18 protein-coding genes are annotated in these 17,488 nt (G+C 65.1%); 10 read left to right on the top strand and 8 right to left on the bottom strand.

Annotated features, from left to right (window positions below; genetic code table 11):
* Positions 1 to 3: 3 nt before the first annotated feature.
* Complete coding sequence (locus tag VSR68_RS10780; RefSeq protein ID WP_342939814.1) at positions 4 to 213, top strand: ChaB family protein; 210 nt, start codon at positions 4 to 6, stop codon at positions 211 to 213.
* Here the strand turns inward: VSR68_RS10780 and VSR68_RS10775 are convergent.
* Together VSR68_RS10775 and VSR68_RS10770 are read right to left on the bottom strand one after the other, a co-directional pair.
* On the bottom strand, positions 210 to 1,235 hold the full coding sequence (locus tag VSR68_RS10775; RefSeq protein WP_342939813.1) for a 1-phosphofructokinase family hexose kinase: 1,026 nt from the start codon (positions 1,233 to 1,235) through the stop codon (positions 210 to 212). The two genes, VSR68_RS10780 and VSR68_RS10775, sit on opposite strands and share 4 nt — an antisense overlap.
* The gene (locus VSR68_RS10770; RefSeq protein ID WP_342939812.1) at positions 1,232 to 1,501 is read right to left on the bottom strand and encodes a hypothetical protein; all 270 of its coding nucleotides are present in this window, start codon (positions 1,499 to 1,501) and stop codon (positions 1,232 to 1,234) included. Before VSR68_RS10770 ends, VSR68_RS10775 begins: the two co-directional genes overlap by 4 nt.
* 11 nt (positions 1,502 to 1,512) lie before the next feature.
* On the opposite strand from VSR68_RS10770, the gene VSR68_RS10765 reads away from it, so the two are divergent.
* Complete coding sequence (locus VSR68_RS10765) at positions 1,513 to 2,109, top strand: rhomboid family intramembrane serine protease (protein ID WP_342939811.1); 597 nt, start codon at positions 1,513 to 1,515, stop codon at positions 2,107 to 2,109.
* 89 nt (positions 2,110 to 2,198) lie between these two features.
* On the opposite strand, the gene VSR68_RS10760 is transcribed toward VSR68_RS10765, so the two are convergent.
* Positions 2,199 to 2,846, bottom strand: coding sequence for a BON domain-containing protein (locus VSR68_RS10760; protein ID WP_342939810.1), 648 nt, complete (start codon positions 2,844 to 2,846; stop codon positions 2,199 to 2,201).
* A 240-nt stretch (positions 2,847 to 3,086) separates the two neighbouring features.
* Between VSR68_RS10760 and VSR68_RS10755 the strand changes: the two genes are divergently transcribed.
* The 3 genes from VSR68_RS10755 to VSR68_RS10745 all read left to right on the top strand — a co-directional run bounded on the left by VSR68_RS10755 (position 3,087) and on the right by VSR68_RS10745 (position 7,205).
* Positions 3,087 to 4,049, top strand: coding sequence for a polysaccharide deacetylase family protein (locus VSR68_RS10755; protein ID WP_342939809.1), 963 nt, complete (start codon positions 3,087 to 3,089; stop codon positions 4,047 to 4,049).
* 148 nt (positions 4,050 to 4,197) lie between these two features.
* Complete coding sequence (phaZ, locus tag VSR68_RS10750) at positions 4,198 to 5,517, top strand: polyhydroxyalkanoate depolymerase (RefSeq protein ID WP_342939808.1); 1,320 nt, start codon at positions 4,198 to 4,200, stop codon at positions 5,515 to 5,517.
* Complete coding sequence (locus VSR68_RS10745; protein WP_342939807.1) at positions 5,514 to 7,205, top strand: AAA family ATPase; 1,692 nt, start codon at positions 5,514 to 5,516, stop codon at positions 7,203 to 7,205. Before phaZ ends, VSR68_RS10745 begins: the two co-directional genes overlap by 4 nt.
* Before the next feature lie 13 nt (positions 7,206 to 7,218).
* Here the strand turns inward: VSR68_RS10745 and VSR68_RS10740 are convergent, their stop codons facing one another.
* Positions 7,219 to 7,494 carry a DUF1488 domain-containing protein gene (locus VSR68_RS10740; protein WP_342939806.1) on the bottom strand — a complete coding sequence of 92 codons (276 nt, stop codon included), beginning with the start codon at positions 7,492 to 7,494 and terminating at the stop codon, positions 7,219 to 7,221.
* Between the two features lie 249 nt (positions 7,495 to 7,743).
* Here VSR68_RS10740 and VSR68_RS10735 point away from each other — a divergent pair, with 249 nt between their 5' ends.
* Positions 7,744 to 8,406 (top strand): SagB/ThcOx family dehydrogenase, encoded by a 663-nt coding sequence (locus tag VSR68_RS10735; protein ID WP_342939805.1) that lies wholly within the window; start codon positions 7,744 to 7,746, stop codon positions 8,404 to 8,406.
* An 89-nt stretch (positions 8,407 to 8,495) separates the two neighbouring features.
* On the opposite strand, the gene VSR68_RS10730 is transcribed toward VSR68_RS10735, so the two are convergent.
* From VSR68_RS10730 to VSR68_RS42800, 4 genes are read right to left on the bottom strand one after another with little or no spacing between them, the layout of a single operon-like run.
* On the bottom strand, positions 8,496 to 8,951 hold the full coding sequence (locus tag VSR68_RS10730) for a hypothetical protein (protein ID WP_342939804.1): 456 nt from the start codon (positions 8,949 to 8,951) through the stop codon (positions 8,496 to 8,498).
* Positions 8,952 to 8,968: 17 nt separating this feature from the next.
* On the bottom strand, positions 8,969 to 9,853 hold the full coding sequence (locus tag VSR68_RS10725) for a FoF1 ATP synthase subunit gamma (protein ID WP_342939803.1): 885 nt from the start codon (positions 9,851 to 9,853) through the stop codon (positions 8,969 to 8,971).
* Complete coding sequence (locus tag VSR68_RS10720) at positions 9,834 to 11,408, bottom strand: F0F1 ATP synthase subunit alpha (RefSeq protein WP_342939802.1); 1,575 nt, start codon at positions 11,406 to 11,408, stop codon at positions 9,834 to 9,836. The genes VSR68_RS10725 and VSR68_RS10720 overlap by 20 nt, the downstream gene beginning before the upstream one ends.
* 1 nt (position 11,409) lies before the next feature.
* The gene (locus VSR68_RS42800; RefSeq protein ID WP_428983489.1) at positions 11,410 to 12,537 is read right to left on the bottom strand and encodes a hypothetical protein; all 1,128 of its coding nucleotides are present in this window, start codon (positions 12,535 to 12,537) and stop codon (positions 11,410 to 11,412) included.
* Between the two features lie 210 nt (positions 12,538 to 12,747).
* Between VSR68_RS42800 and VSR68_RS10710 the strand changes: the two genes are divergently transcribed.
* The 4 genes from VSR68_RS10710 (at position 12,748) to VSR68_RS10695 (ending at position 17,408) form a co-directional block, all read left to right on the top strand.
* Positions 12,748 to 13,383, top strand: a complete 636-nt coding sequence (locus VSR68_RS10710; RefSeq protein WP_342939801.1) for a LemA family protein — start codon at positions 12,748 to 12,750, stop codon at positions 13,381 to 13,383.
* A gap of 85 nt (positions 13,384 to 13,468) precedes the next feature.
* Positions 13,469 to 14,494, top strand: a complete 1,026-nt coding sequence (adhP, locus tag VSR68_RS10705) for an alcohol dehydrogenase AdhP (protein WP_342939800.1) — start codon at positions 13,469 to 13,471, stop codon at positions 14,492 to 14,494.
* A gap of 997 nt (positions 14,495 to 15,491) precedes the next feature.
* A complete protein-coding gene (locus tag VSR68_RS10700; RefSeq protein ID WP_342939799.1) occupies positions 15,492 to 16,409 on the top strand; it encodes an NADP-dependent oxidoreductase in 918 nt (305 codons plus the stop codon).
* 81 nt (positions 16,410 to 16,490) lie between these two features.
* On the top strand, positions 16,491 to 17,408 hold the full coding sequence (locus tag VSR68_RS10695) for an NADP-dependent oxidoreductase (RefSeq protein WP_342939798.1): 918 nt from the start codon (positions 16,491 to 16,493) through the stop codon (positions 17,406 to 17,408).
* Positions 17,409 to 17,488 lie beyond the last annotated feature (80 nt).

The raw sequence follows: 17,488 nt of genomic DNA, 5'->3' as shown, positions 1-17,488 counted from the left end.
GCGATGCCCTATCAGACAAACGAGGATCTTCCGGCGTCCGTCCGGGATCACCTGCCCGCTCACGCCCAGGATATCTATCGCGCCGCGTTCAATCACGCGTTCGACGCGCATGCCGCCGATCCGCGTCGCGAAGAGGCGGCTCACCGGATCGCGTGGGCGGCCGTCAAGCGGTCTTATGACAAGGAAGGCGAGACATGGGTCCGAAAATCCTAGCCGTGTCGTTGTGAGAACATGACGCGCTTCTCGTCGCCAGGAACCGTAACCATGTTCCCGGATCGGGCCGCCTGTGCGTCGACAGGCGATTCCCCCGTGACATACGCGTGGACCACGTCGCGCGCATCGCAAAGCCGCGTACCCGGCTGCTTCATCGTTGCGGCGGCTGCGGCGGTCCCGTAACCGAGCGCTTCGCGTGGGACCGCGCCCTGGTCCAGCGCCCAGAGCATGCCGGCGAGAAAGCTGTCGCCTGCGCCGATCGCGCTTCGCACCTCGGTTTTCAGCGCGGGCATGCGGTAGGTCTCGTCGCGCGTCGCCAGCAGCGCGCCGTGTTCCGCAAGCGTCAGCGCGACCATCCGCGCCTTGCCGTCCGCGATCAACGCCCGCGCCGCGTCGGCCTGGCTGTCGGCATCCGGCAGCGGCGAGCCCGTCAGCTCGCGCAGCTCACTGAGACTCGGCTTGACGATATCGACGAGTCCGCTGTCCAGCACGGCGGCAAGCGCGGGCCCCGACGCATCGACGGCCACGCGGATGTTCGGCCTCACGGCAACGGCCACGCGCGCAAGCTGGGCGTAGACATCGACGGGCACGCCGCGCGGCAGGCTGCCGCTCAACACGAGAAAACGGGCGCCGTCCAGATTGGCGGCGAAGCTGCGCAGACAGGCATCCCATTCGCTCGCCATCACGTACGGTCCCGGGAGAACGAAGCGGTATTCCAATCCGCTCGACGATTCGACGACGGAGAAATTTTCGCGTGTCTCGCCGGCGATCTCCACGCGGCGTGTATCCAGCCCTTCGGCCGCGAGCAGGCTGCACAGCGTCCGGCCATAATCGCCGCCCGCGAGAAAGAGCGCGGCACATCGCGCGCCCAGACGGTGCAGCACGCGCGCGACATTGATCCCTCCGCCGCCAGGATCGCGTTGCGCCGCTTCGCATCGGAGCTTGTGCGTATCGACGATGCGATGGACGGACGTCGAAACATCGACGGCGGGATTCAACGTAACGGTGAGCATATCGGTCATCGCCATTTCCTTTGCATCTCAGCCGGGTCGATGCGTTCGATGCGTTTGATGCGTTCGATGCGTTCGATGCGTTTGATGCGACGCACGCTCTCGATGCATGCGTCGCTTCGATTTTTCATCGCCGGCCAGCGCACGAACGGCCGATCCGACCTGATTCGAGCTTCCGTCCGCAGCGACCCGACGAGGCTGATGCAGATCAACAGCCAGTGACTTGCGGGCAGTAACCTGAATGCGTCACCAACATGCTCGATTTCCTCGCCCGCCACAGCCGCTATTCATGACTCTTTTGCTGATCGCACTGAACGTGCTCGCGTTCGCCGTGGAGGCGCTCAATACGAACCGGCTGATCGACGCCTTCGCGCTGTGGCCGCTGCGCGCCGCGGGCAGCGGCGCGCCTGCTTTCCACGCCTGGCAACTGCTGACGTATAGCGCGCTGCACGCCAGCGTGACGCATCTCGCGTTCAACATGCTGGGCCTGTTCATGTTCGGCAACGAGGTGGAGCGCGTGCTCGGCGGCCGGCGAATGCTTGCGCTTTACGTGACGAGCGTCGCGTGTGGAGGCATCGTGCAAACGCTGACGACGCTGTCGATGACGGGCGACGCCTATCCGACGATCGGCGCCTCTGCCGGCGTGTTCGGCGTACTCATCGCCTACGCGATGATGTTTCCGAGGCGCCGTGTCGTGCTGTTGTTCCCGCCCATTCCGATGCCTGCATGGCTCTTCGCCACGGGCTACGCCGTGCTCGAACTGGTGCTTGGCGTCTCGCGCGAAGCGTCGGGCGTCGCGCATTTCGCGCATCTGGGCGGCATGGCGGGCGCGGTCGTGCTGATCGTCTACTGGTCCGGCAAGCTGGATCGCGGTCGCGTCGACTGAAGCGATTCGACTGGCCCGAGTTCAAGCGCGCTGTGGTGCGCATCTGAAGTTCGCGCGATTTCAGCCCGAACAGGCGGCAAAATCGAATCTCAAGCGACGCCCAGCCGGTCGACGACCTGCCGCACGCCCTGCACCTGCGACGCCGCGAGGCACGCTGCGCGCTTTTCGTCGAGCGAGCCGACGGTGCCGGAGAGCGTCACGACGCCGTCGTGCGTATCGACGGATATGCTTTCGATTTCCCGCTGCAGACGCTCGCTGAGCGTCTGCGCGATCTGCGCGGCGACGTCGTCGGCGGGCGGCTCGCATACGGCGAGCCGGTTGCTCACGCCGACGACGCCTTCCATCCGGCCGACCAGCATGTCGATCGCGCGCCGCTGCTTTTCCGTATCGACCCAGCCCGTGAGCGTCACGCAGCCGCGCTCGGTCTCGACGCGCACGCGGTCGGCGGGCAGATGCATCGCTTGCGACAATGTCGCGACGATGCGCGCGGCGAGCATCTTGTCGGATTTGACATAGCCGCTCGCGGGCGGCAGCGACAGTTCCATCACGAGCGCGCGACAGTTCACGATACCGCGCAGCGTCTGTTCGACGACCTGCTTCTGCAACGCATTGGGCACCGTTCCCGTGAGCGTCACCACGCCGCCGTGCACGTGCACGCGGACTTGTCCCACATCGATCGTCGCATCCGAACGCAACGATTGTTCGATCTGCTGCCGCAGTGCTTCATCCTGTTTCATTGCGGTCTCCATTTCTACAAACGCATGACAGTCTCAGCATCGTCGATGGCTCGGCTCGGCGCTTGATGTCGATCAACGACTCGCGATCTGCACGGGCCGCTTCGCCCGTCCCCTGCATCCGTCCCGGCCCCGTTGACTCAGATCAAGCCGACGTCGAGCGCCCACGCTTAAATGACCAGACAGAGTCCATTACGGTTGCGCGAAATGAGCGCCATCCGTCGAACCACGCGGAGGTCCGCCATGTCACGCAGTAAGCTCGTATTTCACCCGGATGCACGGCCGTTGCGGATCGCGGCGCACCCGCCTCGGGCGGCCGCCTGCGCGAACACGGCCCTTCCCCTTCGCTGGCAGCTCTCTTGCGGCGCAGCAGCGCATTGGGACGCCGCCTGGCTGCTGCTGTTCGCATGTCTGCTGGCGCTTGCGACGCTGCTCGCCGCTCCTGCTCCGTTCGCGGTGCCGGGTTCGCACGGTGCCGTCTCGCTTGTCGCGGTTCTCGTCTACCACCGCTTTTCCGACGCCGACGACGATTCGACGGCCGTGCGCGTCGCCACGTTCAACGCGCATCTGCGCTTCCTGCGAGAGCACGGCTACGAGATCGTGCCGCTGCGCCGGATCGTCGCGTGGCTGCGCGAGCCGCGCGCGCCGCTGCCGCCGAAAGCCGTTGCGTTGACCGTCGACGACGCCCAGCAATCGGTCTATGAACGCCTGTTGCCGATTGCGCAGCGCGAGCAGTTGCCCGTCACGCTCTTCGTCTATCCGTCCGCGATCTCGAAGGCGTCGTGTGCGCTGACCTGGGAGCAATTGCGAGCGCTGCGCGCGACGGCTCTGTTCGATGTGCAGTCGCACACCGGCTGGCATCCGAACTTCGCTGTCGAGCGCAGCCGCCGATCGGCCGCTTCGTTCGAGCGATTCGCGACGGCACGACTGCAAGATTCGCGCGAACAGATCGAAGCCGAACTCGGCGCGCACGCCGACATGCTCGCCTGGCCATTCGGCGTTTGCGACGTCGACGTCATGCGCGTTGCGGGCGAGATCGGCTATGTCGCGGGGTTCACGCTGAGCGCGCGCCGCGTCGAAAAGTCTTCGACGTTGCTGGCTTTGCCCCGGTTCCCGATGGTCGACGATGTGACGCCGCGCATCCTCGGCCGTCTCCTCGGCGAGCCCGACACGCCATCCGTCCATGCACCCCGCGCGCGCTCGTGACAGCACGCGCCGCTTATGGGCGCGCGAGCGCGAGCGCGCGCGCAAAAGTGGCGGCGTCGCGCTCGTCCGAACGCCGCACGCGATGTATGCTCAGGCTTTCGCCGTATGCAACGCCACCTGCGCTATCGACGGATGCACAGAGCCGATCATGTGGTATGCCCTCATCGATGCTCAACGACGCCTGACCCGGGCGATGGCCGAAAGGCTGCCGGAAGAATGCGCGTGTCCGCCTGCTGCGCAAGCGCCCTGGGCCGTGCCCGGCGAAGCGGCTAGTGCGTTCCGTCACTGGTTGCTCAGATCCACCTGTGCGTTCGAGCAGGCGCCGCCGTTCGCAATCGATGTCGTCACGAGCGAGGACACGAGCGACGGCTGCCGGATTCCCATCGATGAATCCGTCGTCGACACGCTGCCCGTCGGCACGCTGCGCAAGTTCACGCGCAAGTTCACGCACAATCGCATCGCGCCGGAGCCGGCCGGAAAATGGCCCGTCATGCTGTGCTCGCCGCTCGCCGGCCATCACGCGGTGATGATGCGCGAAACGGTCGAAACGTTGCTCGAAAACCGCGACGTCTATATCACCGACTGGGCCGACGCCCGCGACGTGCCGCTCGAAGCCGGCCCTCTGCCGCTCGACGATTATGTGCTCGCGCTCCAACGCTTCATGCTCATGGTTCGCGCGCACGGAATGCCCGTCCACGTGATGGCCGTCTGTCAGGGGACGGTGCCGGCGCTCGCGGCGGCCGCGTTGCTTGCAAGCTCGCAGGACGCTCCATTCGCCAGCGTCGCGCTGCTGGGAGGGCCGATCGATACGCGGCTGCATCCGACGCTCATCGACCGCTTCGCCTGTTCGCACACGCTCGACTGGTTCCGCACCAACGCGATCGACGCCGTGCCCGCGCGGTATCGCGGAGCCGGACGGCGCGTGTATCCAGGCTTTGTTCAGCAGGCGGCCATCAACGCCGCGCACCCGGAACGGCATCTGTGCCTGGAGGGCCGCTACTGGGCAAGCTGGCTCGCAGGCGACATGTCCGGCGCGCTGCAAGCGCTGCGTTCGCTGAACGAGTACGCCGCCGTGCTCGATATGGCGGAATGCTATTTTCTCGACATCATTCGCGTCGTGTTTCATGAACATCTGCTGCCGCGCAAGACGTGGTCGGTCGCGGGACAACGCGTGATGACGGAGGCGCTTCGCGATACGCCGCTGTGCACGATAGAGGGCGACAACGACGACATCGCGGGCCAAGGGCAAACCCATTGCGCGCACGAACTGTGCAACACGTCGCAAGCGCTGGCGGGCGGGAAGATCACCGTTTCGCACTGCAATCACTACGACCTCTTTACGGGCGAGCGCTGGCGCGACGCCGTGCATCCGGGCCTGTGCGGCTTCTGGCGCGAAATCGAAAACGCCGCGTCCGCAACGCCGCGCAGGCGACGCGACACAAGATCCGCTAACCGGAGACAGGCATGACGCGCCGTCGAGAGCGCAAAGTGCCTGAATCCCGCCATCGCCGTGCTGATGCCGTGCATCACGGTGCGCAGCACGCGGCGAACCGCATCCGGGCCGCGCAGCGTAGCGTGCGCGGGCTCGATGCGGCGATGCGAAGGCCTGGCACGTATCGCCATCCGGCGGGCAGGACCGTCAGGATCGAGACGCATATCTCCGTCGTGTATCTCGCCGGGCGCTTCGCGTACAAGATCATGAAGCCCGTCGCGCCCGGCTTCGCAGACTTCACGGCGGCGGACACTCGACGGCGCTGCTGTGAAGCGCAGGTGCGCCTGAACAGGCCGCTCGCGCGCGCCCTCTATCTGGACATGCTGCCCATCGCGCGCAAAGCTGGACGCTTGCAACTGGGCGCAAGCGGAACCCCGATCGAATACGTCGTGAAAATGCGGCGCTTCGACGAGGCCAGTCTCTTTTCGACGCTCGCGAAACATGAGGCGCTGACGCCGCGCGATATCGACGGCGCGGCTCAACGGCTCGCGGACTATCATCGGCATGCGCCGCATAACGTGCCTGCGTCCCGATATGGCAGCGCTGCGCTGCTGCGCGCGCAGATCGAAGCCGTCAACGCATCGCTGCTGGCAAACGTCAGTCATCCGGCGCTACGTGAGATATCCGCATGGTGCGCGCAACAACTCGACAAGCACGCGTCCGCTCTCGATCGACGTCGCGCCAATGGATTCGTGCGCGGCTGTCATGGCGATCTGCACCTCGATAACGTGGTGCGCTGGCGCGGTCGGATCTCGATGTTCGACTGCATCGATTTCGACGATGCGCTGCGCTGGATCGACGTCGCAAACGACGTCGCATTTCTCGTAATGGATCTGCGCGCGCGTGCCGGGGCGCGTCTGGCAAACCGGCTGCTGAACGGCTGGCTCGAAGTATCCAGTGATTATTCCGCGCTTGCGCCGATGCCGTTGTACGTCGTATATCGCGCGCTGGTGCGCGCGTGGGTCGCGCATCTCAAGGGCAGAAATGCAGCTACGCGCAGCGCCGCCAATGCCGCGCTCGATACGCAGCGCTATATCGAGGTCGCCTGCACGGAGATACGGCGGCCACGGCCTGTTTTATTGCTCTGTCACGGCTATTCGGGCTCGGGCAAATCGGTCGCGAGCCGCGCATTGGCTGAAATCAGCGGCGCGGTGCATCTGTCGAGCGACGTCGAGCGCAAGCGGCTTATTTCACCGCGTGCATCGAATGACCGGCTCGGCGTCGAGCACTATACGCACATCGCACGCGATGCGATATACGACCATCTGCATCGGCTCGCATCCGATGTGCTTCAATACGGATACAGCGCGATCGTCGACGCGACATTCCTCATGCGAGTCCACCGAAGCGCGTTTGTCGCGCTTGCGCAGCGCCTTGGCGTTCCTGTTCGCATGCTCGATTTTCACGCCGAGCCATCGGTGCTGATCGAACGCATCGAGGCGCGCAACCGGGGGCCGCGCGATGCATCCGACGCCGATGTGTCGACGCTCACGCTGCAACTTGCAAGCGCCGATCCGCTGACCGATGACGAAAAAGCGCTGACCTTCACGTTCGATACGGCGGTCCCGCTTGCGGCATTCGACTCGACCGCTTACTGGCGGCCTGTTATCGAGCTCATGCAGCGCGCCGCCGAGCCCAACGAGCCAACGGCGCAAGCGTGCTAGCTCAGTCGCAGATTCAGTCGCAGAAGCGGAAATACCCGCTATGCAGCAGCACGGGCTTGTCGCCCACTTCGTTCAACATACGCTGCGCAGCGCGCTCGACTTCCACGCGATGCGCGGTGAACGCGTCGATCGGATCGTCTTCTCTCAGCGAGCGCGCACCGAAATGATCTTCGAGTGCTTCCGCCGTGATCGCGCACTGAACAGGCCGATCGTCGACGAGCGCGGGAAACGCCAGCACCAGATCGCGTGCGCAATATTCAGGGGCACAGGGAGGAAACGAAATGTGCATGATGCCCACGCCACTCGCGAATGAAATGCCGCATTGGAAGACTCACAGTCCATCTGCGCGCCAGACGCCCAAACAAGCTTGGCCCGCCGCTACCCGCCGCGCTTGATACACGTCAATGCAAACAATGCACGGGGCGACTGCGCATCGCTTGACCTGCATCAACGCCATCGACGAGCCGCGTGGGACGATCGATTCGACCTTGTCGCGCTCATGAAGGTCGACCTGTTTCTCGTTGCGGATGGCCACGCCATGATCAAACCTATTTTCCGGATCGGCGCAGCGCTGCTGAACACGCCCGCGCCGCGGCCCGTCGCAGGGACGCCGGCACCCCACATCGGCTTGCCCGTCGCGCATCGCAGCGGCGGCATGCCGTTGCTCGATGCACTGGCGGCGCGTCAGACCTCGCGCAGCTTCGCCGACACGCCGATCGACCACGCCACGCTCGGCGATCTGCTGTGGGCCGCCGACGGCATCAACCGCGACGCCGAAGGCGGCCGTACCGCGCCCTCGGCGCTGGGCGGCTATGAGATCGACATCTACGTGCTGCTCGCAAACGGCGCGTATCGCTACGATCCTGTCAATCACGCGCTCGAACTCGTCGCGTCGGCGGATCTGCGAAGCATGACGGGATATCAGGACTTCCACGGCCATGCGCCCGTCAACCTCGTGTATGTCGCCGATCTCACGCGCATGCAGGACATTCCGCAAACGCAGCGCGAAGCGTTCGCTTATGCGAGCGCTGGCGCGATCCTGCAGAACGTGTATCTCTTTTGCGCATCGGCGGGACTTGCGGCTGCTGCGCGAGGATGGATGAACCGGACGGCGCTCGCCGTGAATCTGAAACTGCCCGTCGGGTCGGCTGCGCTACTTGCGCAGACCGTCGGTCACTTCTCCGGTGTCGAGCGGTCATAGAATCGCGGCATCGATGCGGCCGCAAATGCATTGGACGTGTGACAGCGCGCGGCATCATGAACGCAACAGCATGAAGGCGACAGCGCGCATCATCGCGCCGCCCCCATCCACGCGCGAAACTCCCCTTCCACTTCGACAATCGACTTCGCGCACGTCGAATACATCAGCGCGGCATTGCCGTCGCTGTCGTACATGCCGCGGCACATCGCCCTGAGCTGTATCAGCGTATGGCCGTCATCGGTCGGGCTTTTCGTCGCTGCGAGATAGACGAAGCCGAACGAATGCGGATCGCCCGTTTCGATGACGGTATCGTCGGCACGAATGATCCGGCTCGCCGAATGCGTCTTGATGAACGATCGGGTACGCGCCCACGCGCGGTCGCAATCGACGCTCGAATCGCAGATCACGGACGCACCCTGTCGCGCGCGAAAGAGTTCGACTTGCCTGCTTCGAAACGCAGCGTCGCGCGATGCGCTCGCACAGCCGTCGAGAACCGCCGCGCACAGCATCGAAAGTAAAAACGCCCTGATCCATCCACGCTTCACGGTTGCACCTGTCCGTATCAGTCCGCCTGCACGAAAGCGGAAGTCGACGCAAGCTCGACGATCTCGGACATGATCTCGTCCTGCCGCACGATGCGGTAGTCGCGCGTGAGCGCTTCCAGCTTGTCCTTCACGTGCTGGCTCGCCGCAAGCATCGCCGCGACGCGCGCCGCGTTTTCCGCCGCGAACGACTGCATCAGCCCTTCGCACACTTCGACGTAAACATACCGCTCGGTGAGCCCTTGGAGCAGCCGGTCGCGCGGCAAATTGAGCAAGGGCGGCTGCATCCGCGAGGACATTCTGAACCGCGCGAAATCGAATGGCACGACACGCCGCGTCACGATGCGATCCTCAAGACCCGGACCGGGTATCGCATGGACGAGCCACACTTCCGATGCGTCGCGGGCGTTGAAGCGCGCATACACGGCATCGGTGATCGCACCGGCGACGCGCATCACGTCGTCGGCGTGCGCGGCCATCGGCACGGACCAGGCGCACTTCAGTCCGCGCTCTTGCGCAAGCATCGCACCGCGTGTGCCCACCACGAAAATCTCGGCGGCGGCGTCCGCTTGCAGGCGCTCCACGCGTTCGATCAGATGCTCGTTGAAGCCGCCGACGAAGCCCTGCTCGGTGCACACGACGATCACGATTCGCGTAAGACGTCTATCAGGCTCCCGCTCGGCCGCGTAGATGGACGGCGTGGCGGACGGGGCGTTGAACGGCGCGGCGGCCAGCACCATCCCGATCGCCTCGCCGACCGTCGCCGCCGCCGAGCGGATGCCCGCAAGCCGCCCCTGGGCTTCGCGTTCGCGCGCGGCAGCAATGCCCCGCATCGCGCTGATGACGGATTCGAGCTGCCGCGCCGTCGCCGTGCGGCTTTCGATTTCACCGAGTCTGCTGCTCATCGGAAGGTTCCTGTGCTTCAGGCTCGTGAGCCGCATCGCGCATCGCGCGCTCGACCAGCTCGCGTATCGGATCAGTCAGGCGCTTGCGCAACGCGTCGTCGAGAGGGCCCGACAACCAGGCCGCTGTGCTCGCATCGGAGGCTCGACCCTGCGCTTCATCCGCCGCGATGAACCGCTGCCGGACCCAGCCCGGCACGCGCAGCGGCGCATGATCAAAGGCGCCATCGGCGAGCGCCGCGAGCAACGCCACCTGATCGGCGGGGCGCAATGCGGCAAAGCGCGGTTGCGTGATGAGCGCGCGTATCCGCTTGCCCCGCTCGACTTGCGCATTGACGCGCGCATCGGCAAGTCCGCCAAAACGGCTGAACATTTCCAGTTCAAGAAACTGCGCGTACTCGAGCCGCAAACGACCCGCGACATCGCGCAGCGCGGCATGCTGCGCCTTGCCGCCGACGCGGCTGACGCTTAAGCCCACATCCACGGCCGGCCGCTGATTCGCCGCAAAGAGTCCCGCGTCGAGCACGATCTGGCCATCGGTGATCGAGATCAGGTTCGTGGGGATATACGCGGACAGATTCCCCGCGTCGGTCTCCGCGATCGGCAACGCCGTCAGCGAGCCGCCTCCCAGCGCGGCCGACAGTTTGGCCGCGCGTTCCAGCAGGCGCGCGTGCAAATAGAAAATGTCGCCGGGATACGCTTCGCGTCCGGGCGGCTCGCGTGTGAGCAAGGCCAGCTCGCGATGCGTCGCGGCGTGCTTCGTCAGATCGTCGATGACGATGAGCGCGTGCTGTCCACGGTCGCGAAAGTACTCGGCAATCGAAAACCCGGCGAACGGCGCGATCCATTGCAAGCCCGGTGACGAAGCCGCCGACGCGACGACGAAGATGCAACGCACGGACGCCCCATGCTGACGCACGGCATCGATCACTCTTTGCACGGCCGTCGCGCGCTGGCCGACCGCGACGTACACGCAGATCACGTCGCTGTGCTTCTGGTTGACGATCGCATCGACGGCGAGCGATGTCTTGCCCGTCGCGCGGTCGCCGATGATCAGTTCGCGCTGTCCGCGCCCGATTGCAAACAGCGCGTCGACGATCAGCACGCCCGTTTCCAGCGGCTCGTGAACGAAATCGCGCTCGATGATCGCGAGCGCGGAGCGCTCGACAGGCAAGCGCGCATCGGCCTTCAACGCATCGCCGCCGTCGAGCGGCCGTCCGAGCGGATCGACGACCCGCCCGAGCAGCGCCTCGCCGACGGGCACATCGAGCACCGTGCCCGTGCGGGCCACGCGCATGCCCGCGCGCACCGATGCGCCGCTGTCCAGCAGCACGATGCTCGCAACGGCGGCATCGAGCGAATGAACGAAGCCGCGCACGCCGCCTTCGACTTCGACCAGTTCATCGAGCGCGACGTCGGGCAGGCCCGATACGAACGCGATGCCACCCGCAACGTGCTCGACGCGGCCGATGCTCGTCGCGCGCGCCTTCAGCGTGAGTCGTTCGAGCGCATCGCGCTTGCCGGCGAGCCATTCGCTTGCGGGCCGCTCGTCGTTCATGTCAGCGCGTGTGTCCATCATCGCGAAGCAGCCCCGTGTGAATCTGTTCCAGCTGATCCCGCCAGCTATTGCGCACGATGCCGTGCGCGCCCGACAACTCCAGTCCCGCGATCAGCGCGCGATCGACTTGTGCATGCAACGCGATCGTGCTTCCGAGCGCGACGGACAGCGCCGTTTCGCATGCGGCACGCTCGTCGGGTGTCAATGCACGCGGCGCGGTCAGTTGCAGCGACGCATCCGAGGCCATCCCCGCGCGCGCGGCCGGCGAAAGCGAGCGCACGCCATCAGCGAGTCCGTCTACGAACGCCGCCACGCGCAGACTGTCGGGCACGCGGTCGAGCAGCTTGCCTGCGATATCGACGGCCAGTTGCACCGCGAGCGCCGACGCTGCCTCCGCTTGCGCCGCGCTTTCGCGTGCCCGGTCCGCCGCCGCTTGCGCGTGCAGCCGGTCGGCTTCTTCGAGCGCTGCGGCCAGCAGGGCCGCGCGCTGCCTGTCCGCGTCCGCTTCGGCTTGCGCCAACGCCTGAGCACGCTGCGTCGCCAGCTGTTCGCGTTCGGCCGACAGCGCATCGCGTTCAACTTGTGCCGAAGCCTTCGCCGCATTCGCTTCGTTCATCAGCGCATGCGCGCTCGCCTGCCGTTGCGCAATGATGTCGGCCACGGGACGAAACAGAAAACGCGCAAGCTCGAAGAGACGCGTTGCGCCGCGCTGCGCCGACAACGGCGGCGGCGCACGATGGATCGGACGGCGCGCGACGTCATCGGGCAGCGGCGCGCCGTCATCGCGCGTGACGCCTGCAACGTCGAGCAGCCTTCCGAGCACCGCTTCGCCGACGGGCACTTCGATCGGCCCCGCGCCGACCTGCACCGTCACGCCGCGCGCGAGACCCGCCGTCGATTGCAACGCGAGCGCCCGCACGGCCGTCTCGCTGATATGCGCCTGCACTTCGGCGAGAACGGGCGCGCGGTCCTGCATCGAGATCCGGAGCGCTGTATCGACGGGCGGCAGCGCATGCCCGGCGAAGTCGACGTCGACGACCGCACCGCGCACCGCGATCACATGTCCCGTTGCCGCGTTCGCTTCTGTCTTCTCGCGCTCTGCGCCGTTGCCCGTCGACACTTCGTGCACCCCGAGAACAATTCCTGAACCTCTTCAAGATAACGGCGCATGTCGGAGGAAAGCTGATCCTGGGCAACGATTGTCGGCATCGCGCTCGCTCTTCGGCACCGCGCGCGCATCGAAGACGATCGTCGACCGATTGATGTCGATCAAGCGTCGCGGGCGATGCACGCCTACGCTGATCACAAGCGCAACCGCGCGAAAGCAGCCCCAACGACGATGAAATCCACTTCGATCATTTCGCTCCTGCTCGGCCTGCTTTTACTTGCCTCGTGCGGGATCAATCCTTCGATGACTTCCGATCGCGAAGTAAACGCCGCGTTCGCCGATGTGCTCGATCAGTACGGCCAACGCCTCGACCTTGCCGCCGATGCATCGACGCTCGCAAGAAAGTATCTGCCGGCGGATTCGCTGGTGCTCGCTCAGATGGACGATTCGCGGGAGACCGTCGCGTCGCTGCACGCGTCGTCTGAGTTCGTGGACACGCCCGCATTGTTCGAACGCTTCGATATCGCGCAACGTCAGCTCACGGAGGCGATCTCGCAACTGATGATCGCGTGCGAAGGCGTTCGCCGCCTGAACAACGACCCGAAGTTCCGCGTGCTTCAGTCGCGGCTCGCGTCGTCGGCGGGACGGATCGCGCTCGCTCGCGATCGCTACGACGATGCGGCGCGGCGCTACAACGTGTCGCTGCGTCATTTTTCTTCCCAGCTTCCTTCGGGTGTTCCCTTCAATCTCGCGGAAGCGATTCGCCCTGGGCGTGACAAGCCGACGTTCTCGGTGAAGGACGGCTCGCCTGTCCATCGTCATCCACGCACCGACTTCGGCTCGTTGCGCGGATCGCTGCGCGTGTAGCCGTCACCCCTTCTATCGCGGATGCGGACTGTCGAATCCCGCAGTCCGCTTCGATGAACGCATCACTTTTTCCGAGGAGCCTGACATGCCCCGTCATATGAAAGCCGCCGTCGTTCACCAGTTCGGCGCGCCACTCAGCATCGAGGAAGTGCCCGTGCCCGAAGTCGGTCCGGGCCAGATTCTCGTCAACATCAAGGCGTCGGGTGTCTGCCACACCGACCTGCACGCCGCCGACGGCGACTGGCCCGTCAAGCCCACGCTACCGTTCATTCCGGGACACGAAGGCGTCGGCTACGTGACGGCCGTCGGCAGCGGCGTCAAGACGGTGAAGGAAGGCGACCGCGTCGGCGTGCCCTGGCTGTACACCGCATGCGGCCACTGCGAGCATTGCCTGAGCGGCTGGGAAACGCTGTGCCACGAACAGCAGAACACGGGCTATTCGGTCAACGGCGGATACGCGGAATATGTGCTCGCCGATCCGAACTACGTCGGGCACCTTCCCGACAACGTCGAATTCGACGAAATCGCGCCGATTCTCTGCGCCGGTGTGACCGTCTACAAGGGCATTCGCGTGACCGACACGCGTCCTGGCCAGTGGCTCGCGATCTCGGGTATCGGCGGACTCGGCCACGTCGCCGTGCAATACGCGATCGCGATGGGCCTGCACGTCGTCGCCGTCGACATAGCCGACGACAAGCTGGAACTCGCGCGCAAGCTCGGCGCAAAGCTCGCGATCAACGCAAAGCATGCGGACCCAGCGGCGGAGATTCAAAAGGAAATCGGCGGCGTACACGGCGTGCTCGTCACGGCCGTATCGCGCAGCGCGTTCGCGCAGGCGCTCGGCATGGTTCGGCGCGGCGGAACGGTCGCATTGAACGGCCTGCCGCCGGGCGATTTCCCGTTGCCGATTTTCTCGACCGTGCTCAACGGCATTACCGTGCGGGGATCGATCGTCGGCACGCGGCGCGACTTGCAGGAATCGCTCGACTTTGCGGCGCAAGGCAGCGTTCGCGCGCATATCCATCGCGACCGTATCGAGAACATCAATGCGGTGTTCGGCGCGCTGCGCGAGGGGACCGTCGACGGACGTATCGTGGTGTCGATGGATTGAACGGATCGATCGAGCGCTCAGACTGAAATGAACGCCGGGCATCGGGGAGGCGTCGCCGAGGGTCATAAGACCAGCGCGTTCTACGATGCCTCGATCAGCACCTTGTGCGCATGCGTGTTGGCGGCATGCGCAAAGTCCCACGTATGGCTTCCATATACCAATGGAACGTTGACCAGCGTTCCAAGGTTTAATTTAATCAAGAGACGGAAGCGGTGGCTGTCGAGCGCAGGCAATGCGTAGATTGGTGACGGCGCAGAAGTTCTGCGTGATGCTAGCCCGTGACTGGTCCAGATAACCTTGCTGTCACCATAGTGAACTGCGGTACGACGTCCTGTTGATTCGATCGGCAATAACGTCAACGTCTGCTGGTTTATCGTCGATTAGTTCTTGCGCTTGCTAGCCCTGCCGTTACGCATAGGTAGGCTTTGCGGCAGTCGTTGTTTCGGCAAGGTAGAAGGTTCCGGACCCAGGAATCGGCGTTAGCGGATCTGTATTTTGTCTGTCACCGCTTATGTGATCGAGTCACGTGAGGATGTGGCTCTTCCATTGCCGACGCTTGCTCTATAGCAATCGGATCCGTGAGCAACGCAGAAAACTACGCTGACTGGTTCGTCATGTCGAACGATACCGTCGGCCTCATTCCGGGAAACACGCTTTGGAGCGACCGCTGAGGTAAGGGCCTTGATCCGGCCACTCCCGGAACACTTACGTCCGCCAACTACGAGACGGACTGTCAAGCCAGTCACATGCCGGCGCGAGCGTCAGACTGGATGTGCAAGCGCAGCTATCCGCCCGGGAACCGCTCAGCGAGGCATGGCGTCGATGATGTGTCGATGGTCAAGCCGCGGCCTTGCACCGCGCAGCCCGGAGGACGAGGTCACGCCGACATTCACTAAGCGCTGCTCCACCTTCGCTTCTGGAAGATCTCGTAGCCCTTCGCATGAGATGTCGAACGGGCATTCCAACGCTGCAACATTAGCAAGGAGGAAATATTTTCATGAAGGCAATCGTTGTTACCGACCAGGCTGCGGGGACGGCCGGGATGTCGCTGGTGGAGCATCCCGGGCCGCAGGCAGAGCTGCTCGACGTCGTCGTTCAGGTTCATGCGTCGGGATTCACCTCGGGCGAGCTGACGTGGCCGTCAACGTGGACCGACCGCCTTGGCCGTGACCGGACGCCATCGATTCCCGGGCAAGAGCTGGCCGGAGTGGTCAGCGCTCTCGGCTATGGCACGACGGGGCTGTCGATGGGACAGCGGGTGTTCGGCCTGGCGGACGGGCATCGCGGCGGCACCCTGGCGGAGTATGTGGCCGTCGAGGCGCGCAACCTCGCGCCGCTGCCGGGCGACGTCGACTTCACGGTGGGCGCGAGCGTGGCGATGCCCGGCCTGACCGCGTGGCAGGGACTGCTCGAGCACGGTCGCCTCCAGGCGGGGCAGACCGTCCTCGTGCACGGCGCGGCCGGCGCGGTTGGCTCGATGGTGACGCAGCTCGCGCGTGAGTTCGGCGCCTACGTCATCGGCACCGGACGCGCCGCCGACCGTCAGAAAGCGCTCGACTTCAGCGCGCAGGAGTTCGTCGATCTCGAGAACGACGTCCTCGAAGACGTCGGCAAAGTCCATCTGGTTTTCGATGTCATCGGCGGCGACATCGGGAAGCGGTCGGCGGGCCTGATTCAAGCGGGAGGAACGCTGGTAGCCGTTGCCGGGCCGCCCGAGGCGTGGCCCGCCGACGGCCGGGCGGTCGACTTTGTTGTCGTGTCCGATCGTGCCCAACTGGGCGAGATCGTCCAGCGGGTGCGGGACGGACGACTGCGGACGAACATCGGCAACGTCTCGACCCTCGACAATGCCGTCGCCGCCTTCAACCCGACCAGGCGGACCAGCGGGAAGACGATCATCCGCGTTCGTCCTTGAGCGACAGCGGCTCGACTTTCAGAAGCCCCAGGTGACCAGATGGCCCGGACACCCGGGCTTTTCTTAACGGAGATATTTCCCATGAAGGCAATCATTGTGACGGATCAGGCCGCGGGTACGGCCGGGATGAAGCTGTCCGAGCGGCCCGAGCCGGCGGTGGCGATAAACGACGTTATCGTTCAGATTCACGCGTCGGGATTCGTCGGAACTGAGTTGACGTGGCCCTCGACCTGGACCGATCGCAGCGACCGTGAGCGAACGCCGTCGATCCCCGGCCACGAGCTGGCCGGAGTGGTCACTGCTCTCGGCTACGGCACGACGGGGCTGTTGGTGGGACAGCGGGTGTTCGGCATCGCGGACTGGTATCGCGACGGCACTCTGGCCGAGTATGTGGCGATCGAGGCACGCAACCTTGCGCCGCTGCCGGGCGATGTCGACTTCACGGTGGGCGCAAGCCTGCCCATCTCGGGACTGACCGCATGGCAAGGGCTGTTCCAGCACGGGCGCCTTCAGGCGGGCCAGCGCGTCCTCGCGCACGGTGCGGCGGGCGCAGTCGGGACGATGGTGACGCAACTCGCACGTGAGTTCGGCGCCTATGTCATCGGCACCGGGCGCGCCGCCGACCGTCAGAAGGCGCTCGACTTCGGCGCGCAGGAGTTTGTCGACCTCGACAGCGACACACTGGAAGACATCGGCGGCGTCGATCTGGTGTTCGATGTCATCGGCGGTGACATCGGTAAACGGTCCGCAGGCCTGGTTCGAGCGGGTGGAACACTGGTGTCCGTTGTCGGGCCCGCCGAGGCGCGGCCCGACAACGGTCTGGCCATCGACTTCGTCGTCGAGTCCGATCGCGCCCAACTGGGTGAGATCGTCCAGCGAGTGCGGGACGGACGACTGCGCACGAACATCGGCAACATCGCGACCCTCGACGAAGCCGTCGCCGCTTTCAATCCGGCCAGGCGGATCAGCGGGAAGACGATTATCAACGTTCGTCCGTGAGGACCCGGGGAAGGTCGAGCGGTTCTGCTCCCCACCTTCCTCGCCGTTTCGGAGAAAAACTGGGCACGCGTTGGATAGCG

The organism is Paraburkholderia phymatum, from assembly GCF_038900715.1.
GTDB lineage: Bacteria > Pseudomonadota > Gammaproteobacteria > Burkholderiales > Burkholderiaceae > Paraburkholderia > Paraburkholderia phymatum_A.
The sequence above is the reverse complement of the archived record's forward strand: the minus strand, read 5'-3'. Positions and strand labels throughout refer to the sequence as shown.

Excerpts from the sequence above, each read along its gene's own strand:
- VSR68_RS10780 (WP_342939814.1), top strand. The coding sequence starts at position 4 with ATGCCCTATCAGACAAACGAGGATCTTCCGGCGTCCGTCCGGGATCAC.
- VSR68_RS10775 (WP_342939813.1), bottom strand. The coding sequence starts at position 1,235 with ATGACCGATATGCTCACCGTTACGTTGAATCCCGCCGTCGATGTTTCG.
- VSR68_RS10765 (WP_342939811.1), top strand. The coding sequence starts at position 1,513 with ATGACTCTTTTGCTGATCGCACTGAACGTGCTCGCGTTCGCCGTGGAG.
- VSR68_RS10760 (WP_342939810.1), bottom strand. The coding sequence starts at position 2,846 with ATGAAACAGGATGAAGCACTGCGGCAGCAGATCGAACAATCGTTGCGT.
- VSR68_RS10755 (WP_342939809.1), top strand. The coding sequence starts at position 3,087 with ATGTCACGCAGTAAGCTCGTATTTCACCCGGATGCACGGCCGTTGCGG.
- phaZ (WP_342939808.1), top strand. The coding sequence starts at position 4,198 with ATGTGGTATGCCCTCATCGATGCTCAACGACGCCTGACCCGGGCGATG.
- VSR68_RS10745 (WP_342939807.1), top strand. The coding sequence starts at position 5,514 with ATGACGCGCCGTCGAGAGCGCAAAGTGCCTGAATCCCGCCATCGCCGT.
- VSR68_RS10740 (WP_342939806.1), bottom strand. The coding sequence starts at position 7,494 with ATGCACATTTCGTTTCCTCCCTGTGCCCCTGAATATTGCGCACGCGAT.
- VSR68_RS10735 (WP_342939805.1), top strand. The coding sequence starts at position 7,744 with ATGATCAAACCTATTTTCCGGATCGGCGCAGCGCTGCTGAACACGCCC.
- VSR68_RS10725 (WP_342939803.1), bottom strand. The coding sequence starts at position 9,853 with ATGAGCAGCAGACTCGGTGAAATCGAAAGCCGCACGGCGACGGCGCGG.
- VSR68_RS10720 (WP_342939802.1), bottom strand. The coding sequence starts at position 11,408 with ATGAACGACGAGCGGCCCGCAAGCGAATGGCTCGCCGGCAAGCGCGAT.
- VSR68_RS10710 (WP_342939801.1), top strand. The coding sequence starts at position 12,748 with ATGAAATCCACTTCGATCATTTCGCTCCTGCTCGGCCTGCTTTTACTT.
- adhP (WP_342939800.1), top strand. The coding sequence starts at position 13,469 with ATGCCCCGTCATATGAAAGCCGCCGTCGTTCACCAGTTCGGCGCGCCA.
- VSR68_RS10700 (WP_342939799.1), top strand. The coding sequence starts at position 15,492 with ATGAAGGCAATCGTTGTTACCGACCAGGCTGCGGGGACGGCCGGGATG.
- VSR68_RS10695 (WP_342939798.1), top strand. The coding sequence starts at position 16,491 with ATGAAGGCAATCATTGTGACGGATCAGGCCGCGGGTACGGCCGGGATG.